Origin of the sequence: Flavobacterium flevense (assembly GCF_900142775.1) — a bacterium.
GTDB classification, from domain to species: Bacteria; Bacteroidota; Bacteroidia; order Flavobacteriales; family Flavobacteriaceae; genus Flavobacterium; species Flavobacterium flevense.
The window spans coordinates 39,344-56,696 of the sequence record NZ_FRCC01000005.1 but is presented as its reverse complement, the minus strand read 5'-3'; the positions used below and the strand labels follow the sequence as shown (position 1 = coordinate 56,696).

Sequence of the window (17,353 nt, the reverse complement as noted above, 5' to 3'; positions counted from 1 at the left end):
CTATTGAGCAGGAGTTATCAGGAGGTTAGTAAAAATTAAGTGCGTTTAATAATTAATTCTTCTCGTCTTTAATTTTTTCTGTTTTTTCAAACATCTTAGTAAATGCTTCTGAGGTTATTACTTTAAGCTCATCGGTTGTGCAATTCCATATAGATGCATAGTTTTTAGATAGTACAATATGATTTTTCCAATTAGTAAACTTTTCATAAAGCATTAATGTACAAATATCTGTGGCAGTAATAAAATCGCCTGTTTCTTCTTTATGATTGTGCATGGTTTCTACTTCGGTCTGATCTTTTGTGTATTGTATCGGAATTAAGTTTTTGTGTAGTGCTTTCAGACTGATGAAATTATTGTTTTTATCAAAGTTCAATAAATAATCATTTCCCAGTAAAACAACTCCATTAACATTCGGTCCTGTTAAAATATAAACCTTTTTCTCACCGTTAGAAATCATGGGGATTAGATTTAATTTGCTGTTGTTGTAACTTTTGATAACAGTATCTTTTTCTAAAGCTTTTTTTGCATTTTCTCTTAACGTATAATAATCAAGTTCATTGGCAGTAAATGTTCTTTCTTCTAATACTGTGGTTGCTTTATTAATATCAAAGCTTCCATCAAAAATAATAGTTCCAATAACTTTTGGACTTGCTTCTTTTGAAAAGAAAACACATTTAGATTTCTCCTTTTCTGAATACGAAAAGTAACCGCCAATTTTTTCTTTGTCCGGGTATTTTGCCAGAAAAATATCAGTTCCATACCAGGAAGCCATTTCTGACTGATATAATTTTTTTCCTTCCTCAATAATAGGTTTGGTTAGTTTATCTGTTTTTGATTGTGCAATACAATTGAATGTAGCAAAAACTAAAGCTAAAAGGTGAAGTTTTTTCATGGTTATTTTGGTTGAGAAGTTATTACTGTTTTCTTTTGCGGACATAAGTGGGACACTTGTGTAGTTGGGAGGTTATATAATGCTTTTTATCCATTCAATTGCTAATTTTAAAGATTGTTCTGAGGTACACTCAATATCTGGAATTATTCCTTCTTCTAAAGTTTTTTTATTTTCGTCACATATAAAAGATGTCGATAAACCTAGTCTTGCTCCGCTAACATATTCAAATACCTGAAGGTCAGATGTAAGACCTCTTGTTTTTGTTCCGAAAATTAATGTTTGTTTTTGAAACTTAAATGACTGAGCGGTTGATTCTCCTAAACTTGCAGTTTTTTCATTTACTAATATTGCAATTGGTTTATTTTTATTGATTAAAGTGTCAGTTAATTTTATTGTGTTAATTATATTATCCCCATAATAATAGTTGTTATTTGATAATTTATGTTTTATGTATTTCCCTTTATTATTGATAGATAAACCAATTATTGTATCTGTGTATAAAGGCGCAAGCCCTAATGAAAAAGTGCCTAATTTGCCCCCTCTATTATTTCTTAAATCAATTATCCATCCAGATAAATTGGGATAAATATCTAATTTTTTTAATGCCTCTCTAATTTTTAAAGAATATAACGAACTGATACTGTCATTGGCAGCTAGTCCTAATATCTTTATGTATCCAATTTTGTTGTCTAAAATTTCATATTTGATTTTTGGAATAATCACAGAGTCATTGATGAAAAAATTAGATTGATTTTTAGGAGGTAAGAAAAAACTATGTTTGTCGTTAATTTGTTTTAGAGTATATCTAATTCCGTTATAAACATCAATATTATTGCGAAACTTAGGTATAGAATCATTTATATTATTTTCAATTTCAATCCAATTTAGTTCTCCAGTTTTAATATATTCTTTTTTGATAAGATTAAAAGATTGATTAAAATAATGTTTAAAATTTGGTTTTTTTACTTCATTTTTACAAGAAAAAAGTAGTCCTAATAATACAAAAATAGTGATTGTTTTTATTCTCATTCTTCTGAAAAAATTAATGTTATATAACGTTTGGTTGCTTGGCGATGTGGCAGATTATGGAAGCCTAATCTTTCGGTTAATGAATGACTATTTTACATAGTACAAAATTTCTTCAAATTCAGCCTAACACCGCCATATTGCCATGACGGTTAGGCGACGTCACTTAGCACTTTTTTCAAAACTAAGAAATAAATATTCAGAAATTGTTTTTGCTAAATTCACAGTTAGTATTGAATGTCTTTCGTCGATTCTATAAACAGCTTTTGAAGGCGATGAACCATGAGAATCACTATAATTATTTCTCAATCCAGAAACACCATTAATGATGCTAAAAACTCCAGATAAAATTTGTTTTAAATAATCATCTTCATAATCACCAGGCGACATATGTAGAATTGATGCAACTGCTTTGTAAAGTTTAACCATGTTTCCGTCATATTCGTGTTTTTCACTAGTTTTTGATTCCAAAATAAACAAACAAATAGATTCTATTAGATTTCTTGCGCTTGTAATTGCGCCGTCAAAATCTTTTTCTGCTATTTTATCATTACATTTTCTGATTTGTTCATGAATATAATCAAATGAAATCCGCTCAAGTTCTTTAACTTCCACTAAGTCGTGAGCTTCGATATCAAAATCAGGATAAAATGTTATTTCTGTTATTTCTGGTTCGTTATCCTTTAATGGAAAAATAACTAAAACAGCGTTTTTAATTTCCTCAATATCTTCTTTGGCAAGCTTGTCAAGTTTATTTTGCGTTAATGGATGAGATTTAATTTCAAACGTACTCAATCTCGAATACCAACGACTTCCAAAAGTAGAAGATTCACTAAGTTCCGATGTCGAATGTCTCAATAAATCTGATAAATCTTCTCGTCCTTTGTATGATAGAACTCTGCGTATTTTCTTAATGGTAATGTCTTCCATATACGTTTTTTTGTGGTGTTGCCTAACTAGTTTTTATGCTTAATTGGCATTATTATACGCAAGTTTTATTAATTATTAATGCATATCATTCATCTCTCAAATATATTAAAATATTCTTACAAAAAGGAGTGTTAAAAAACAAACGAAATAACTAGCCCTGATAGAGCCGATATCCTCGTGTAGCGCAGCGGAACGAGATAAAGGCGAAAGCAGGAGGGAAGTGGTTATGGAAAGGGGGATTTCTGCTCCTAAAAATATAATTTTATAAAACCCATTAATTTACAGATAGTTTAACGACTGCTTAACACAAATTGTAGCGAAAAGGCTGTTACTTTATAATACCCTCATTTATAGAACTTAAAAACGAAAGTGTATGCAAAACCCAAATAACAGACTGGCGGGACAAACCGCGATAGTAACAGGAGCTAATTCAGGAATAGGGGAAGCGGTTGCTACGGGATTAGGCCGTGATGGCGCTAATGTGGTGGTGAATTATATTTCGCATCCTGAGGTTGCCGAAGAAATAGCGCATCGAATTTCACTGGATAATTTATGTGGTGATGCCATAGCGATACGCTGTGATGTGAGTAAGGAAGATCAGGTTCAGGCGATGTTTAAGCAGACAATTAACCATTTTGGTACGGTAGATATTTGTGTTCCTAACGCGGGATTGCAAAGGGATGCTGCTTTGCATGAAATGTCGCTTGCCGACTGGCAGTTAGTGCTGGATGTGAACCTGACGGGGCAGTTTTTATGTGCCAGAGAAGCGATTAGGGAATTCCTGCGAAGAGGGATGCGTCCTGAGGTTTCAAAATCTATTGGTAAAATTATCCACATGAGTTCTGTTCACGAGATTATTCCGTGGGCAGGGCATGCAAATTATGCTGCTTCTAAAGGGGCAATTGTGATGCTGATGGAAAGTATTTGTCAGGAATATGCGCATCATAAAGTACGCTGTAACAGTATTGCTCCCGGTGCGATTAAAACGGAAATTAACCGACTGGCATGGGACACCGAGGAATCACTGAAGAAACTGAATAAGCTGATTCCGTATAAGCGAATTGGGATTCCGGAGGACATAGGTAGTGCGGCGGTTTGGCTGGCTTCGGATGAGTCGGAGTATGTTAACGGTACGACTATATTTGTGGATGGCGGAATGACGTGTTATCCGGGGTTTACTACTAATGGTTGAGGAATTATTCTACAATAATATCATGTTTATACAGCAAGCCTTTTAATCCTTCGAGAGCAAATTGTGCTTTTTTGAGTTTGGTTTTTGCAGGATCGATGGTGTAGTTGTAGCTGTTTCTAAAATCGACTTTGTTGGCAATGGCTTTATCAAATTCAGAGCGGTATAAATCGCAGTTATAGAATTGTGCTCCTGTTAAATCAGTAGCCATGAAATCGGCCGCAATCAGGCTGGAATTAGAGAAAGTGATGCCTTTGAGTTTCAAGGCGTAGAATTTTGAGAAGTCTAAGGTGCAGTTGTTAAAATGAATTTCGAAAATGAGTTTGTCGCTCATGGCAAAATTGACTTCTTTGATTTGGCACTCGTTAAAAAACACGGTTCTAAAAGCGGTGTGATTGATCCTGGCGGTATTGAAATTGCAGTTATTAAACTGGCAATCAATAAAGGTAACGCCTATAAAATTACAATCTGAAAAATTGCAATTGGTAAACGTACAGGATTCAAATTCTTTAAGGTTCAGCGTTTCCTGTCCGTAGCGGAGGTTGTGGTAGTGCTGCTCAAAGAAATATTCAGTCATTTTTTTAGGTTAGAGGTTAGAAGTTAGAAGTTAGAAGTGGGAAGTTGGGAGTGGGAAGTTAGAAGTTAGAAGTGGGGAGAGAGAGAAGAAAAATAGAATTTAGAAAGCAGACCGCAGAATTTTAAAATCTGCAATCTGTTTTCTAAATTCTAAATTCTGTAGTCTGAAATTTGCCTTCTGCTTTTTGCTTTCTGAAATCTATGAACTAATGCTTCCTTTACAAATTGCTTATGTTTTTGTCTTTTGGATATTTGACTTTGTAACTAATTCTGATTTTTTTGGACTCATTAGGTGATAGTTTTAAATTCCAACTGAGTTTTCCGGTTTCCTGATTCACTTTGGCTTTGCCATTTTCTGTAAGTTCTATGGTGATTTCTTTGTCGGTACTTAATGGATACTGGTCTTCCAGTGTTATTTCGACTTCTTCTTTTTTATTGTTTTTAACCGTTATGTCATAGGTAAAAGTTTGTTCTTTATAGGAAGACAGGAATTTTGTGCCTGATTTATCCGCTATTTTTTCACGTGTAATGGCTATTTTTTTATCTCTTCCCATACTTAATTTCAGTGTATCGGCAGTTTGATTGGGATTAATAGTGGTTTTCCCTACATACATGCCTTCAAAAATAATATTGGCTTCGCCCGGTAATAAATTATATTTAGAATAATCATTTATTTCGGCTAATAAAAAGGCTTCTTTATCTCCTTTTGGCGCAGCATAATAGGTGTAAGTAGCCGGAAGTTTTATTTCTTTTAATGCTACACTGTGTGCTTTCCAGTTAGATAATATGTCATAAGGAATGTCAATATCAAAGGAAACATTGAGCTGGTTTTCATTAATTGAGGTGTATCTTGAAATGTCAGATTTATTAAGTTTTTTATCTGCTGTAACAATGACTTCTCTTAACCCATCTTTAGGGCCTGAACCAGCAGGAGCTACTTGGATTCCAGAAACTTTTCCTTGTAAAGCATTTGAAATATATTCTGGTTGAGAATATGTTAAAAACCAAGGCTGTAATTGAGGAGCCTGATTATTCTGATTTGGGTTTCCGCTTGATAAAGTCAGTTTTACTTTTTTCCAGTCAATTCCGGAGTTTTGAAATACCTGAGCTTTATACATCATGTTGATTGGGTTTTTGATACTTTCGGCACGCAGATCATAAAAGGGTTTCCAAATTGCCGAATTAGTAATGTATGTGATATCTAAAGGGATATTTCCGGCTACATCATTCATCACCTGGAGAATTAGTTTTCCTGTTGAATACTTTTCTTCATTTTTAGTATTGAACGCTAATTTATTATTGAGTGCCGTTAGTTTTTTATTCCAAAATTCTTCTTTTTCCATTAAGTCAACGATGGTATTTTCCAGTTCTGTTCTTTTGGCTTTAGAATATTCGACAAGTTTCATTAATTCTGCAACATTTAAACCTGTATTTGTTCCGGAAACCGATTGGTTATTATCTAAAAGAGCAATAGTTTGCTTGTTAGAATTATTTAAAATCTGAATTCTTTTGATTTCTCTTTTTACCCAATTAATACTGTCGTTAACCTTTTTTATAGCCGGATTGCTTTCATCGATTTCAAATTCAGAGATGTAATTATTAGTAAACTGAACCGATAAAACAGTCACCGAAGCCGGAGCGCCAATTTGGATTGTATTTTGATTTAAGTTATTTGCAATATTTTTGATCACGATTTCACTTGTTCCTGCCGGCAGATTTACCGAAGTGTTTTGTGTAAGTTCGGCGGCATTAAAGTAAACGGTAGCTGCTTTAATTTTAGCAGTCGTAAAAACAGGTTTTTGGGCAAATGCCATTGCAGAAATGAATAATGCAAGCAGTATTAGTGAAGTGTTTTTCATCTAAATTAAATTTTGAATTATTTATAAGGGTAAATGTAATTATAAAACTACAATAGAAACTAAGAATAAATTAGTTTTAATGTATAAATAATAAACCCGACTAATCAGCTGACTGTCGGGTTTGATTATTTTAAGAATTCTAAATCCGGTCTGACAACGTATTAGAATAGAAGATTTCGATTAAAAATCTAAAATATGCAATCTCAAATCTATTCCTCTTCTTTCTGTCCCATCATCATCAGATAGGCTTTCAGGAATTCGTCGATTTCACCGTTCATGACGCCATCAACGTTGCTGGTTTCATAACCGGTGCGAACATCTTTGACTAATTTATACGGTTGCATCACGTAATTTCGGATTTGCGAACCCCATTCGATTTTCATTTTTCCGGCTTCAATATCGGCGCGTTGTGCCTGTTTCTTTTTCAGTTCGATTTCGTACAACTGCGAACGTAGCATTTGCATGGCACGCTGTCTATTGTCCTGTTGCGAACGGGTTTCTGAACACTGAATCTGGATTCCGGTAGGTTTGTGGTACAGCTGTACTTTAGTCTCTACCTTATTTACATTCTGTCCTCCGGCACCACTGGAACGGGAAGTAGTAATTTCGATATCAGCAGGATTAATGTCAATTTCGATACTGTCATCTACTAACGGATACACATAAACGGAAGCAAATGACGTATGACGTTTGGCATTACTGTCAAATGGAGAAATACGTACTAATCGGTGTACACCGTTTTCACCTTTCAGGTAACCAAAAGAATAATCGCCTTCAAATTCCAGCGTTACGGTTTTAATTCCCGCCACATCACCTTCCTGATAATTGAGCTCTTTTATTTTGAAACCGTATTTTTCGCCCCACATCATGTACATACGCATCAGCATCGAGGCCCAGTCGCAACTTTCGGTTCCACCGGCACCGGCTGTAATTTGCAAAACAGCACTTAAAGTGTCTCCTTCATCCGAAAGCATATTTTTAAATTCGATGCCTTCAATATGATTTTGAGTCAGTTGGTATTGTTCGTCTAATTCTTCCCCTGTGAGTTCGCCTTCTTTGTAAAATTCGTATGCCAATTGTAGTTCGTCAGCAAGAGCAATGGCTTTATCGTAGTCTTCGATCCACTTTTTTTTGTTTCGGAGATTTTTTACAATAAGTTCCGCTTCTTTGGCGTTGTTCCAAAAATCGGGAGCAAAAGTTTTCTCTTCTTCGTTAGCAATTTCGATAAGTTTAGCATCAACGTCAAAGATACCTCCTCAACGCACCAAGGCGCTCCACAATACCTTTAATTTGTTCGGTAGTTGTCATAAATTATGTAATTTTGTTGCACAAAAATAATAAAAAAAATCACGTAGGGACTACAGCCCATGTATCTCTATAAAAAATATAAAAATGCAGATAAATTTAGTTAGTGATACGGTAACAAAACCTTCTTACGAAATGTTACAATATATGTTTAATGCTGATGTGGGGGATGATGTTTACAAAGAAGACCCTACAGTTACGGAGCTTGAAGAAAGAGTAGCTGCCATTTTTGGGATGGAAGCTGGTTTGTTTTTTCCTTCGGGAACAATGGCTAATCAAACAGCGATTAAACTGCATACCCAGCCAGGCGAACAGCTTATAGCCGATAAATATTCGCATATTTTTCATTTTGAAGGCGGAGGTGTTTCTTTTAATAGTGGGGTTTCCTGCTGCCTGCTCGAAGGAAACCGCGGCATGATAACAGCAAAACAAGTGGCGGCAGCGATTAACGATCCTGATTTTTTCCACAGTCCGTTAACGAGTCTGGTGTGTATTGAAAACACCACTAATGTAGGTGGCGGAGCCTGTTATGAAATGGAAGAACTGCAAAAAATAAAAGCGGTTTGTGATGCTAATGATCTAAAACTGCATTTAGACGGCGCCCGAATTTGGAATGCTTTGGTTGCCAAAAGACAGAATCCTAAAGATTTTGGGAAAGTATTTGATACGATTTCGGTTTGTTTTTCCAAAGGATTGGGAGCGCCCGTAGGATCCGTTTTATTGGGAAATAAAAAGATGATTCAGCGTGCTTTGCGCATTCGAAAAATATTAGGAGGAGCGATGCGTCAATCAGGATATCTGGCTGCGGGAGCCATTTATGCTTTAGAAAATAATATTAAATTGTTAACAGAAGATCACAGACGAGCCAAGGAATTAGCTAATGTTCTGAAGAAAAAACCATGGGTTGCCACAGTGGAACATGTAGAAACAAATATTTTGATTTTTTCACTGGTTCCTGAATATCAGGATGAAGTATTAATAGAAAAACTGAAACAAAAAAACATTTCCATTAGTTCAGTAGGAAATAGAAAGTTACGCATCGTCACTCATTTAGATTATCGCGAAGTGATGCATACGTATGTGATTGAAACCTTGGCGAAAATGTAGGTTTTAGAGATGGAAGTGGGAAGTTAGAAGTTAGAAGTTAAAAGTTTTTCGTTTGCTACTAAATAAGAAACTATTCATTTTCAATTCTTACTTTATTTCAGTAGAAATAGGCTTTAGTTTTAGTTTAAGAATTAAAAAAAGCTTTTGTAGAATAAATTAGTTTATTCTACAAAAGCTTTTTTTATGTTAATTATAAAAGAGTTGAATTGAATAGCACGAGCAAAAACTTCTAACTTCTAACTCCCCACTTCCAACTTCTAGCTTTTTTACTTAAAAAGATTATCCATTCCCGGAATCATTGGCATATCCATTTTGGCCACAGCATCCAGTTCAGCTTCGTTTACTTTAGTGGCTTTTTCGATGGCTTTATTCATGACTAAAATCATATAATCTTCCAGTTGTTCCTTATCTTCTAATAATTCATCAGCAATAGTGATGGATTTTATTTTTCTGTTGGCAGTAATTGTTACTTTTAATAAGCCATCAGTACTTTGTTCATCAACAAGCACGGTGTCCAGACGTTTTTTAGTTTCTTCAATTTTATTTTGGGTTTCTTTTAATTTACCCATCATTCCCATTAAATCCATTTTTACTTTTTTTAGTTAGATTAGTTCACGAAATTACTATTTTTACGGGGATTACAATGTTAAAATTGATGAAAAAGAAGGGTGAATTAGTGATTGTTTCCCCTATTTTTGTGCGAACTATTATAAAAAATGTCAAGAAATACTAATGATAGAAAAATTACAACCGCCAGTTGCTAAAATAATTCCTGTAACATTTGAAAAGTTTGGAGACCTTAGAACCGATAATTACTTTTGGCTGAAAGACAGAGAAAATCCGGAAGTTATTGATTATCTGAACAAGGAAAATGAATATTATCAGCAGATGACGGCTCATACGCAGGATTTTCAGGAAGCCTTATTTGAGGAAATGAAAGCGCGGATAAAAGAAGACGATCAGTCAGTTCCCTATTTATATAACGGCTATTATTATATCACCCGATATGAAACAGGCCAAAATTACCCTATTTATTCCCGAAAAAAAGGCAGCCTTTCGGCAAAAGAAGAAATTCTGTTTGATTGTAATGTTCTGGCAGAAGGTCAGGCTTATTTTAAATTGGGCGGCATGAGTATCAGCCCCGATAATAAGTTGGCTCTTTTTAGTACAGATGTCATTGGAAGACGCATTTACACCATTCAGGTAAAGAATTTAGAGACTAATGAAATTCTGGAAGATAAAATAGAAAAAGTAACAGGTTCGGCAGTTTGGGCCAATGATAACAAAACTATTTTTTATTCCAGCCAGGACGAAGTGACGTTGCGTTCGGATAAAATTTTTAAGCATAAACTGGGAACCACACAGCAAGAGGATGTGCTGGTTTATTTTGAAAAAGACGACACTTTTAGTGTGGATGTATCCAAATCTAAATCCAGAAAATATCTGGCGATAGAATCAGGAAGTACTTTGACTACTGAGTATCGCATCCTGAATGCTGATAATCCGGATGGAAAGTTCAAAATTTTTCAAAAACGAAAAAGAGGAGTAGAATACAGTATTAATCATTATAAAGACAGTTTTTACATTCTGACTAATAAAGACGATGCTGAGAATTTTAAATTGATGAAAACTCCTGAAGAAGCGACTTCTGCTGAAAACTGGGTTGAAATTATTGGACATCGTGAGGATGTTTTATTAGAAGATATTGAGATTTTTTCGAATTATTTAGTCCTTGAAGAACGTACTGGTGGTTTGAACAAAATCAGAATCATGAGATGGGATGGCAGTGAAGAATATTATTTGCCTTTTGGCAGCGAAACCTACACGGCATATACATCAACCAATGTGGATTTTGAAACCGAAATTCTGCGTTACAGCTATCAGTCAATGGCAACACCATCATCGGTGATTGATTTTAATATGCGTACTAAGGAAAAGGAAATCAAGAAAGAGCAAGAGGTTTTAGGAGGAAATTTCGATAAAAATAATTATACTGAAGAACGGGTTTGGGCTACAGCCAAAGATGGCACCAAAGTTCCTGTTTCGATGGTTTATAGAAAAGGCATAAAAAAAGATGGTAAAAATCCGTTATTGCTTTATGCTTACGGTTCGTATGGTCATTCTATGGATGCTTACTTTTCATCTACCCGTTTATCCTTATTAGACAGAGGGTTTATTTATGCAATTGCACATATTCGCGGTGGCGAAGATTTAGGCAGACAGTGGTATGAAGACGGAAAATTGCTTCAAAAGAAAAATACGTTCACTGATTTTATTGACTGTTCTAAATATTTGATTGAGCGAAAATACACATCGCCGGAACATTTATATGCCGAAGGAGGCTCAGCAGGAGGACTGTTGATGGGAGTGATTGTCAATGAAGCACCGGAACTGTATAACGGCGTTATTGCTCAGGTGCCTTTTGTAGATGTCATGACCACAATGTTAGACGATACTATTCCGTTAACAACCGGAGAATATGATGAATGGGGAAATCCAAATGTTAAAAAATACTATCAGTACATGAGATCTTATTCTCCTTATGATAATGTAAAAGAGCAATATTACCCTAATATGTATGTTTCTACGGGCTTACATGACTCTCAGGTACAGTATTGGGAACCAGCTAAGTGGGTTGCAAAACTAAGAATTAATAAAAAAGAAGGTACTGTTTTGTATCTGGATACTAACATGGATGCAGGGCATGGTGGGGCTTCAGGAAGGTTTGAAGCACTAAAAGAATTAGCGAAAGAATTTAGTTTTTTACTAGATTTGGAAAAAATTAAAAAGTAATTAGTTTTTTTTTGTTAAATTTGCTGCGTATCCAGGTTAAATAAAACTTAATCTTGATTAACTATTTTTTTATGAAAGAAGAAATAAATGCTTATAATAATGTTTTAGAACTGATAGGAAATACACCTCTTATCAAGATAAACAAAGTCACCGAAAATTTAGAAGGTAATTTCTATGCTAAGGTAGAAGCTTTTAATCCGGGACATTCCTCTAAAGATAGGATTGCTTTATACATTATTGAAGAAGCAGAAAAAAAAGGTATTTTATCTCCGGGCGATACTATAATTGAAACTACATCCGGGAATACCGGTTTTAGTTTAGCAATGGTTAGTATCATAAAAGGGTATAATTGCATATTAGCTGTAAGTTCTAAATCGTCTAAGGATAAAATTGATATGCTTCGCAGTTTAGGTGCAAAGGTATATGTTTGTCCTGCACACGTTTCTGCCGATGATGAACGCTCTTACTACAGTGTAGCTAAGAGATTGCATGAAGAAACAAAAGGATCGGTTTATATCAATCAGTATTTTAATCAATTAAATATTGATGCACATTATAATACTACCGGACCGGAAATCTGGAAACAGACTAATGGTAAAATAACACACTTAGTTGCCTGTAGCGGAACAGGAGGAACCATCTCAGGAACTGCTAAATATCTAAAAGAGCAAAATCCTAATATTAAAGTTCTTGGTGTAGATGCTTTTGGTTCAGTATTAAAAAAGTACCACGAAACAAGAGAGTTTGATACCGATGAAATTTACCCTTACCGTATTGAAGGTTTAGGTAAAAATCTAATTCCATCAGCTACTGATTTTGACATGATCGATAAATTCATGAAAGTAACTGATGAAGAAAGTGCGCATTCAGCAAGAGAAATAACCAGAAAAGAAGGATTATTTGTTGGTTATACTTCAGGAGCTGTTTTACAAGCCATAAAACAATATGCAGAAGAAGGTGAATTTGATAAAAATAGTAATGTAATTGCCATTTTCCCTGATCACGGTTCTCGCTATATGAGTAAAGTTTTCAGTGATGACTGGATGAATGAACAAGGATTCTTCGACAGTATAAACGAAGAAGAAGTACAAAAAATTGAAATGATAAAATAGATTTTTCTATTTTCGATATACTAAACTCCGGAGCAATCCGGAGTTTTTTTTTTTAGCCTATTTTTACCATTAAGAAATTAAGAAAATGAAGTCTTAGAAATTATAAAATTTAATATGGCTATCGGTTTCTTATCCCAATCAATGAGAATGGTATACAGATGAAACTGATTGTAACGGATTATCGCAGATTGTGACAATGCGAAGGGCAGTAAAAATCCGTTTTCATCTGTTTAATCGGTGTCATCGGTGGTCTATTTTTTTATTTAGTCCGATTAGCGGAAACTCATAAAACTTAATGTCTTAATGGATTATATTTTTTTACATGAAAATCAGGTTTTATTAAAGTCGATTGGGAATAAAACAATAAATTTGAAAATACTCTATTTATATGATTAGAATTATCAATATGCTAATGACACTAAACCTAAATACATTTTCAAAGTTTCTTCTTTTTCTAATTTTATTTTCTTGTGCTACTGTTTTTGGACAAGTAAAAAAAGATACCGTTTCATTGTCAGAATTGACCATAATGAATGCTCCCATTCGCAACTCCATTCAGCATTCAGCGGCAGCTGTTTCCATTATTACTGAAAAAGAAATCAATCAGGCGGATGCTGTGATTCTGACTCCTGTTCTCAATAAAATCCCGGGAGTTTTTATGCAGCAAGGAGCTTTGAATACCAGCAGAATTACTATTAGAGGAATAGGAGCAAGAACACAATACGGAACCGCTAAGATTAAGGCTTATTTTGAAGGAATTCCGCTTTCTAATGCCGAAGGAGAAACCGCATTAGAAGATATTGATTTAGAGGTTTTAGGAGGAGTTGAAATTATAAAAGGGCCTAATTCAACTAGTTTTGGCGCAGGATTAGGAGGTGTCATCAATTTGAGGGCAAAACAATTGGATTCAGGAGCTTCTTTTGCAAAAACAGCCACTACTTTTGGAAGTTTTGGTTTGACCAAACAAATTGTTTCTGCCGGTTACAGCGATTCGCAATCCGGTATTTTTGCTAATTACAGCAATTTACAACAAGATGGCTATCGGGATAACAGTGATTATAACCGACAATCTCTAAATCTTTTTGGAAAACAAAAACTTTCTGAAAAATCGACACTTTCGTTTTTCGGAATTGCCACGCGGTTAAAAGCGTATATCCCGAGTTCGATAAGTGAAACTGCTTTTAAAACCAAACCAGAGTCGGCTGCTGCTACCTGGCTGGCTGCTCAGGGATTTGAATCTTATGATAAATTGCTGGCAGGAATCGGACTTGAACATCAGTTTTCAAAAAAATGGTCGGCAGATTTGAGTCTTTTTTCGAATTTCAGAGATGCTTATGAGCCGCGTCCTTTTGATATTTTAGAAGAAAAAAATAGCATGCTTGGCTTTAGAGCCAAAGTAAATTATAAAGCTTCTTTGTTTTATTTGCCTAACACCATAAGCCTGGGAACTGAATTTATGACCGAAAATTATGCTTTCTCACTTTTTAGAAATTTATACCAGTCTTCCCCCGGGCAAGGCAGTATTCAGGGAGATCAATTTAGTGAGATGGAGCAAAAAAGAGGTTATTGGAATGGGTTTATCCAGATGGAAACGAAACTTTCGGATAAGTTGAATTTAGAATCCGGTTTGGCTTTTAACACAACCAATTACAGTCAGCAAGATGTGTTTTTAAGTGGTGAAAATCCGAAAGAGAAATACACTTTTGGTTCGGTTTGGTCTCCCAGATTGGCGCTTTCGTATACAATAGGTGAAGCTAAAAATGTGTATGTTTCCTTTAGCAAAGGTTTCTCAGTTCCTACAGTGGCCGAAACATTAACTCCTGATGGGAAGCTTAATACCAATTTACAGTCCGAAAAAGGGGTTAATTATGAAATAGGTTTTAAGGCAAATTTCTTAGATAAAAAACTGTATACGGAACTGATTTTCTATTCCGCTCAAATTAAGGATTTACTGGTAGCACGCCGGGTTGCCGAAGATCAATATGTAGGGATTAATGCAGGAGAAAGTTCTCATAAAGGATTAGAATTTTTACTGAATTATAAATTCCGCCCACATTCTAATATTCAATTGAACCCTTATTTTTCGGCAACTATCAATCGTTTTGAATTCAAAGATTTTGTAGATAACGATACTGATTATTCCGGAAAATTATTGCCGGCAGTGCCTGATACGCAATTTAATTTCGGATTTGATGTTGTTAGCGATACAGGGTTTAATTTTAATGCTTCTTATCGATTAACAGGCAAGATGTATCTTGATGATGCCAATTCGAAAGAAACTTCGGGATATCAACTTTTAGATGTCAAAGCTGGATATGGTTTTTTTATTCTTAAAAATGTAAAAATGGAAATCAATCTGGGGATTCAAAATGCACTGAATGAAAAATATGCAGCAAGTGTTTTGCCTAATGCAGTAGGTTTTGGGACAGCTCCGGCGCGTTATTATTATCCCGGAAATCCCGTAAATTATTATGGAGGTTTTAGTGTAGTGTATGCGTTTAAGTAAGAGACTGTTTGAGTTTTTTCAATACATTATTTATTTCATCTTACTGTCACACTGAGCTTGTCGAAGTGTTTTTCACTATCTAACAAGGAGGTCTTCGACAGGCTCAGACTGACATAAAATTTTAAAGAGTCTATAAGAGATCTTAACGCGCTATTTTATTTTTGTATTCCTTAGGTGTGTTTCCGGTATTTTTTTTGAATAATTTATTAAAATTAGAAACCGTTTTGTAGCCGCATTCATAGGCAATTTCCGAAACACTCATGTCGCTTTCTATAAGATGTTTACAGGCGTTAGAAATGCGTATTTCATTAAGGTATTCGATAAAATTTTTCTTAGTTTTTGACTTGAACATTCTGCAGAATGAAGTAGGGGTTAAGCTGGCAATCTGAGCAACTTCATCCAATGAAATTTCTTTTTTGTAATTTTCTTTTACATATTGGTAAACCTCGCTTAGACGGTCTTTTTTAAAAGAATCATTCGTAGGAGAATAGCTTTCGGCATTTATAAACTCAATATCAGCGGCTTCAGAAAGGACAGATAAGATTTCGAAAAGTCCAATGATGACTTCAAAATCTTTTTTAAGAACTAATTGTTCTAATTTTTGAGCAATCAGCTTGTTTGTTTTTCCGGTAATCGATAAGCCTTTTTTAGCTTTTTCAAATAGGGAATTGATTTTTTTAGCTTCTTTTAATTCATAAAATGCCGGTCCAAAAATATCTTTGTTAAAATAAACTACAATCGCCTGAGCTTTTAACTTGTTGATATTATGGTAGTAGATTTCGTCATTTAACCAGACATGCGGAATATCTGAACCCAGAAAAACCATGTCTCCTGCTTCAAAATTGCTGACTGAATTTCCTATAATCCGTTTGCCAAAACTTTCTTTTACATAGACCAATTCTAATTCCGGATGAGAATGAAAAGGAGCCTGAAAAAAAGCTTCCTCTCTGGAAAGTACAGAAATGGCACTATTGAGATAAGATGATATTTTTGTTTTTTCAAGTTTCATAAGCGGTCAAAGATAAATAATAATTAGATAAGGATAAAATCGAATTATTATATGGTAATATAGGATATTACCTTTATTTCCTGAATTTTGAAATGGCTTTTTAGTGTTAAATATTTGATTAACAAAGATTAAATATTTCTTTTTTTAGAAAAAATGGATTTGTTTTCTAAAAAATAAAAAGAAATTAATGCAATATTATCTCTTGAAAACGAACTGTTTATTTATAAATTTGCCTTTTTGAAATACGTTTATTCATTTTTAATAATTTAATACTACTATAAAATGTTCTCATTAAAAGATAAAAAAGCAATCATTACTGGCGGAGGTAGTGGAATAGGGAAAGCAATCTCGGTTTTATTTGCAAAACAAGGAGCTGAAGTTCATATTGTAGAACTAACTGCCGAAAGTGCTCAGGTTACTGTTGACGAAATCACAGCGAGCGGAGGAAAAGTTTTTGCACATGCCTGTAATGTGGCTAAACATGATGAGGTTGTAGCTACTTTTGAAAAAATTGGAAACATTCATATTTTAGTAAATAATGCAGGAATTGCTCATGTAGGTAAGGTAGATACTACTCCTGAAGCAGATTTTGACCGCATAATGGCTGTAAATGTAAAAGGAGTTTACAACTGTTTGTTTGCTGCAATTCCGCAATTCCGTAAGTCGGGCGGAGGGTCGATTGTTAATCTGGCTTCTATTGCTTCATGGGTAGGAATTCCGGATCGTTTTGCATATTCTACGGCTAAAGGAGCAGTAATGTCGATGACTTTATCTGTGGCTAAGGATTATATCAATGAAAATATTCGTTGTAATTCTATTTCTCCGGCTCGTGTACATACACCGTTTGTAGATGGATTTATTTCGAAAAATTATCCCGGAAATGAAGCTGAAATATTTGATAAATTATCAAAATCACAGCCAATCGGAAGAATGGGAAAACCGGAAGAAATTGCTACTTTAGCATTGTTTTTAGCCAGTGAGGAAGCCGGATTTATTACCGGTTCAGATTACCCAATTGATGGAGGATTTATAAAATTAAATAATTAAAT

Annotated in this window: 14 protein-coding genes; 6 read left to right on the top strand and 8 right to left on the bottom strand. The window is 34.6% G+C overall.

All coding sequences use genetic code 11. From position 1 onward, the window contains the following. Positions 1–52 precede the first annotated feature (52 nt). From BUB89_RS09805 to BUB89_RS17875, 3 genes are all read right to left on the bottom strand, one after another. Entirely contained in the window at positions 53–892 is an 840-nt protein-coding gene (locus BUB89_RS09805; RefSeq protein ID WP_073244528.1) for a hypothetical protein, read from the bottom strand. A gap of 72 nt (positions 893–964) precedes the next feature. Further along, positions 965–1,921: a S41 family peptidase gene (locus tag BUB89_RS09800; protein WP_073244526.1), complete on the bottom strand. Its 957-nt coding sequence runs from the start codon at positions 1,919–1,921 to the stop codon at positions 965–967. A 159-nt stretch (positions 1,922–2,080) separates the two neighbouring features. Beyond that, entirely contained in the window at positions 2,081–2,848 is a 768-nt protein-coding gene (locus BUB89_RS17875) for an abortive infection family protein (protein WP_083552659.1), read from the bottom strand. Positions 2,849–3,221: 373 nt separating this feature from the next. Here BUB89_RS17875 and BUB89_RS09790 point away from each other — a divergent pair, with 373 nt between their 5' ends. After that, positions 3,222–4,040 carry an SDR family oxidoreductase gene (locus BUB89_RS09790; protein ID WP_073244524.1) on the top strand — a complete coding sequence of 273 codons (819 nt, stop codon included), beginning with the start codon at positions 3,222–3,224 and terminating at the stop codon, positions 4,038–4,040. A gap of 4 nt (positions 4,041–4,044) precedes the next feature. Here BUB89_RS09790 and BUB89_RS09785 read toward each other — a convergent pair whose 3' ends face one another. The 3 genes from BUB89_RS09785 to prfB form a co-directional block, all read right to left on the bottom strand. After that, positions 4,045–4,614, bottom strand: coding sequence for a pentapeptide repeat-containing protein (locus BUB89_RS09785; protein WP_073244522.1), 570 nt, complete (start codon positions 4,612–4,614; stop codon positions 4,045–4,047). Positions 4,615–4,831: 217 nt separating this feature from the next. Further along, the gene (locus tag BUB89_RS09780; RefSeq protein WP_073244520.1) at positions 4,832–6,472 is read right to left on the bottom strand and encodes a DUF4139 domain-containing protein; all 1,641 of its coding nucleotides are present in this window, start codon (positions 6,470–6,472) and stop codon (positions 4,832–4,834) included. A 209-nt stretch (positions 6,473–6,681) separates the two neighbouring features. Then, positions 6,682–7,780 (bottom strand): peptide chain release factor 2 gene (gene prfB / locus BUB89_RS09775; RefSeq protein ID WP_141384399.1). Its coding sequence is split into 2 segments (ribosomal slippage): positions 6,682–7,716 and positions 7,718–7,780, totalling 1,098 coding nucleotides; the frame shifts between segments, so codons are not numbered across the junction. 84 nt (positions 7,781–7,864) lie between these two features. Here prfB and BUB89_RS09770 point away from each other — a divergent pair. Beyond that, complete coding sequence (locus BUB89_RS09770; RefSeq protein WP_073244518.1) at positions 7,865–8,884, top strand: threonine aldolase family protein; 1,020 nt, start codon at positions 7,865–7,867, stop codon at positions 8,882–8,884. Positions 8,885–9,150: 266 nt separating this feature from the next. On the opposite strand, the gene BUB89_RS09765 is transcribed toward BUB89_RS09770, so the two are convergent. Beyond that, complete coding sequence (locus tag BUB89_RS09765) at positions 9,151–9,471, bottom strand: YbaB/EbfC family nucleoid-associated protein (RefSeq protein ID WP_073244516.1); 321 nt, start codon at positions 9,469–9,471, stop codon at positions 9,151–9,153. A 145-nt stretch (positions 9,472–9,616) separates the two neighbouring features. On the opposite strand from BUB89_RS09765, the gene BUB89_RS09760 reads away from it, so the two are divergent. The 3 genes from BUB89_RS09760 to BUB89_RS09750 all read left to right on the top strand — a co-directional run bounded on the left by BUB89_RS09760 (position 9,617) and on the right by BUB89_RS09750 (position 15,295). Then, positions 9,617–11,677 carry a S9 family peptidase gene (locus BUB89_RS09760; protein WP_073244513.1) on the top strand — a complete coding sequence of 687 codons (2,061 nt, stop codon included), beginning with the start codon at positions 9,617–9,619 and terminating at the stop codon, positions 11,675–11,677. A gap of 71 nt (positions 11,678–11,748) precedes the next feature. Further along, entirely contained in the window at positions 11,749–12,789 is a 1,041-nt protein-coding gene (locus BUB89_RS09755) for a cysteate synthase (RefSeq protein WP_073244510.1), read from the top strand. A gap of 388 nt (positions 12,790–13,177) precedes the next feature. Next, positions 13,178–15,295, top strand: coding sequence for a TonB-dependent receptor family protein (locus tag BUB89_RS09750; RefSeq protein ID WP_234982617.1), 2,118 nt, complete (start codon positions 13,178–13,180; stop codon positions 15,293–15,295). Positions 15,296–15,437: 142 nt separating this feature from the next. Here the strand turns inward: BUB89_RS09750 and BUB89_RS09745 are convergent, their stop codons facing one another. Then, positions 15,438–16,304: an AraC family transcriptional regulator gene (locus BUB89_RS09745; protein WP_073244505.1), complete on the bottom strand. Its 867-nt coding sequence runs from the start codon at positions 16,302–16,304 to the stop codon at positions 15,438–15,440. A 282-nt stretch (positions 16,305–16,586) separates the two neighbouring features. Between BUB89_RS09745 and BUB89_RS09740 the strand changes: the two genes are divergently transcribed. Continuing rightward, on the top strand, positions 16,587–17,351 hold the full coding sequence (locus BUB89_RS09740) for an SDR family NAD(P)-dependent oxidoreductase (protein WP_073244503.1): 765 nt from the start codon (positions 16,587–16,589) through the stop codon (positions 17,349–17,351). Positions 17,352–17,353 lie beyond the last annotated feature (2 nt).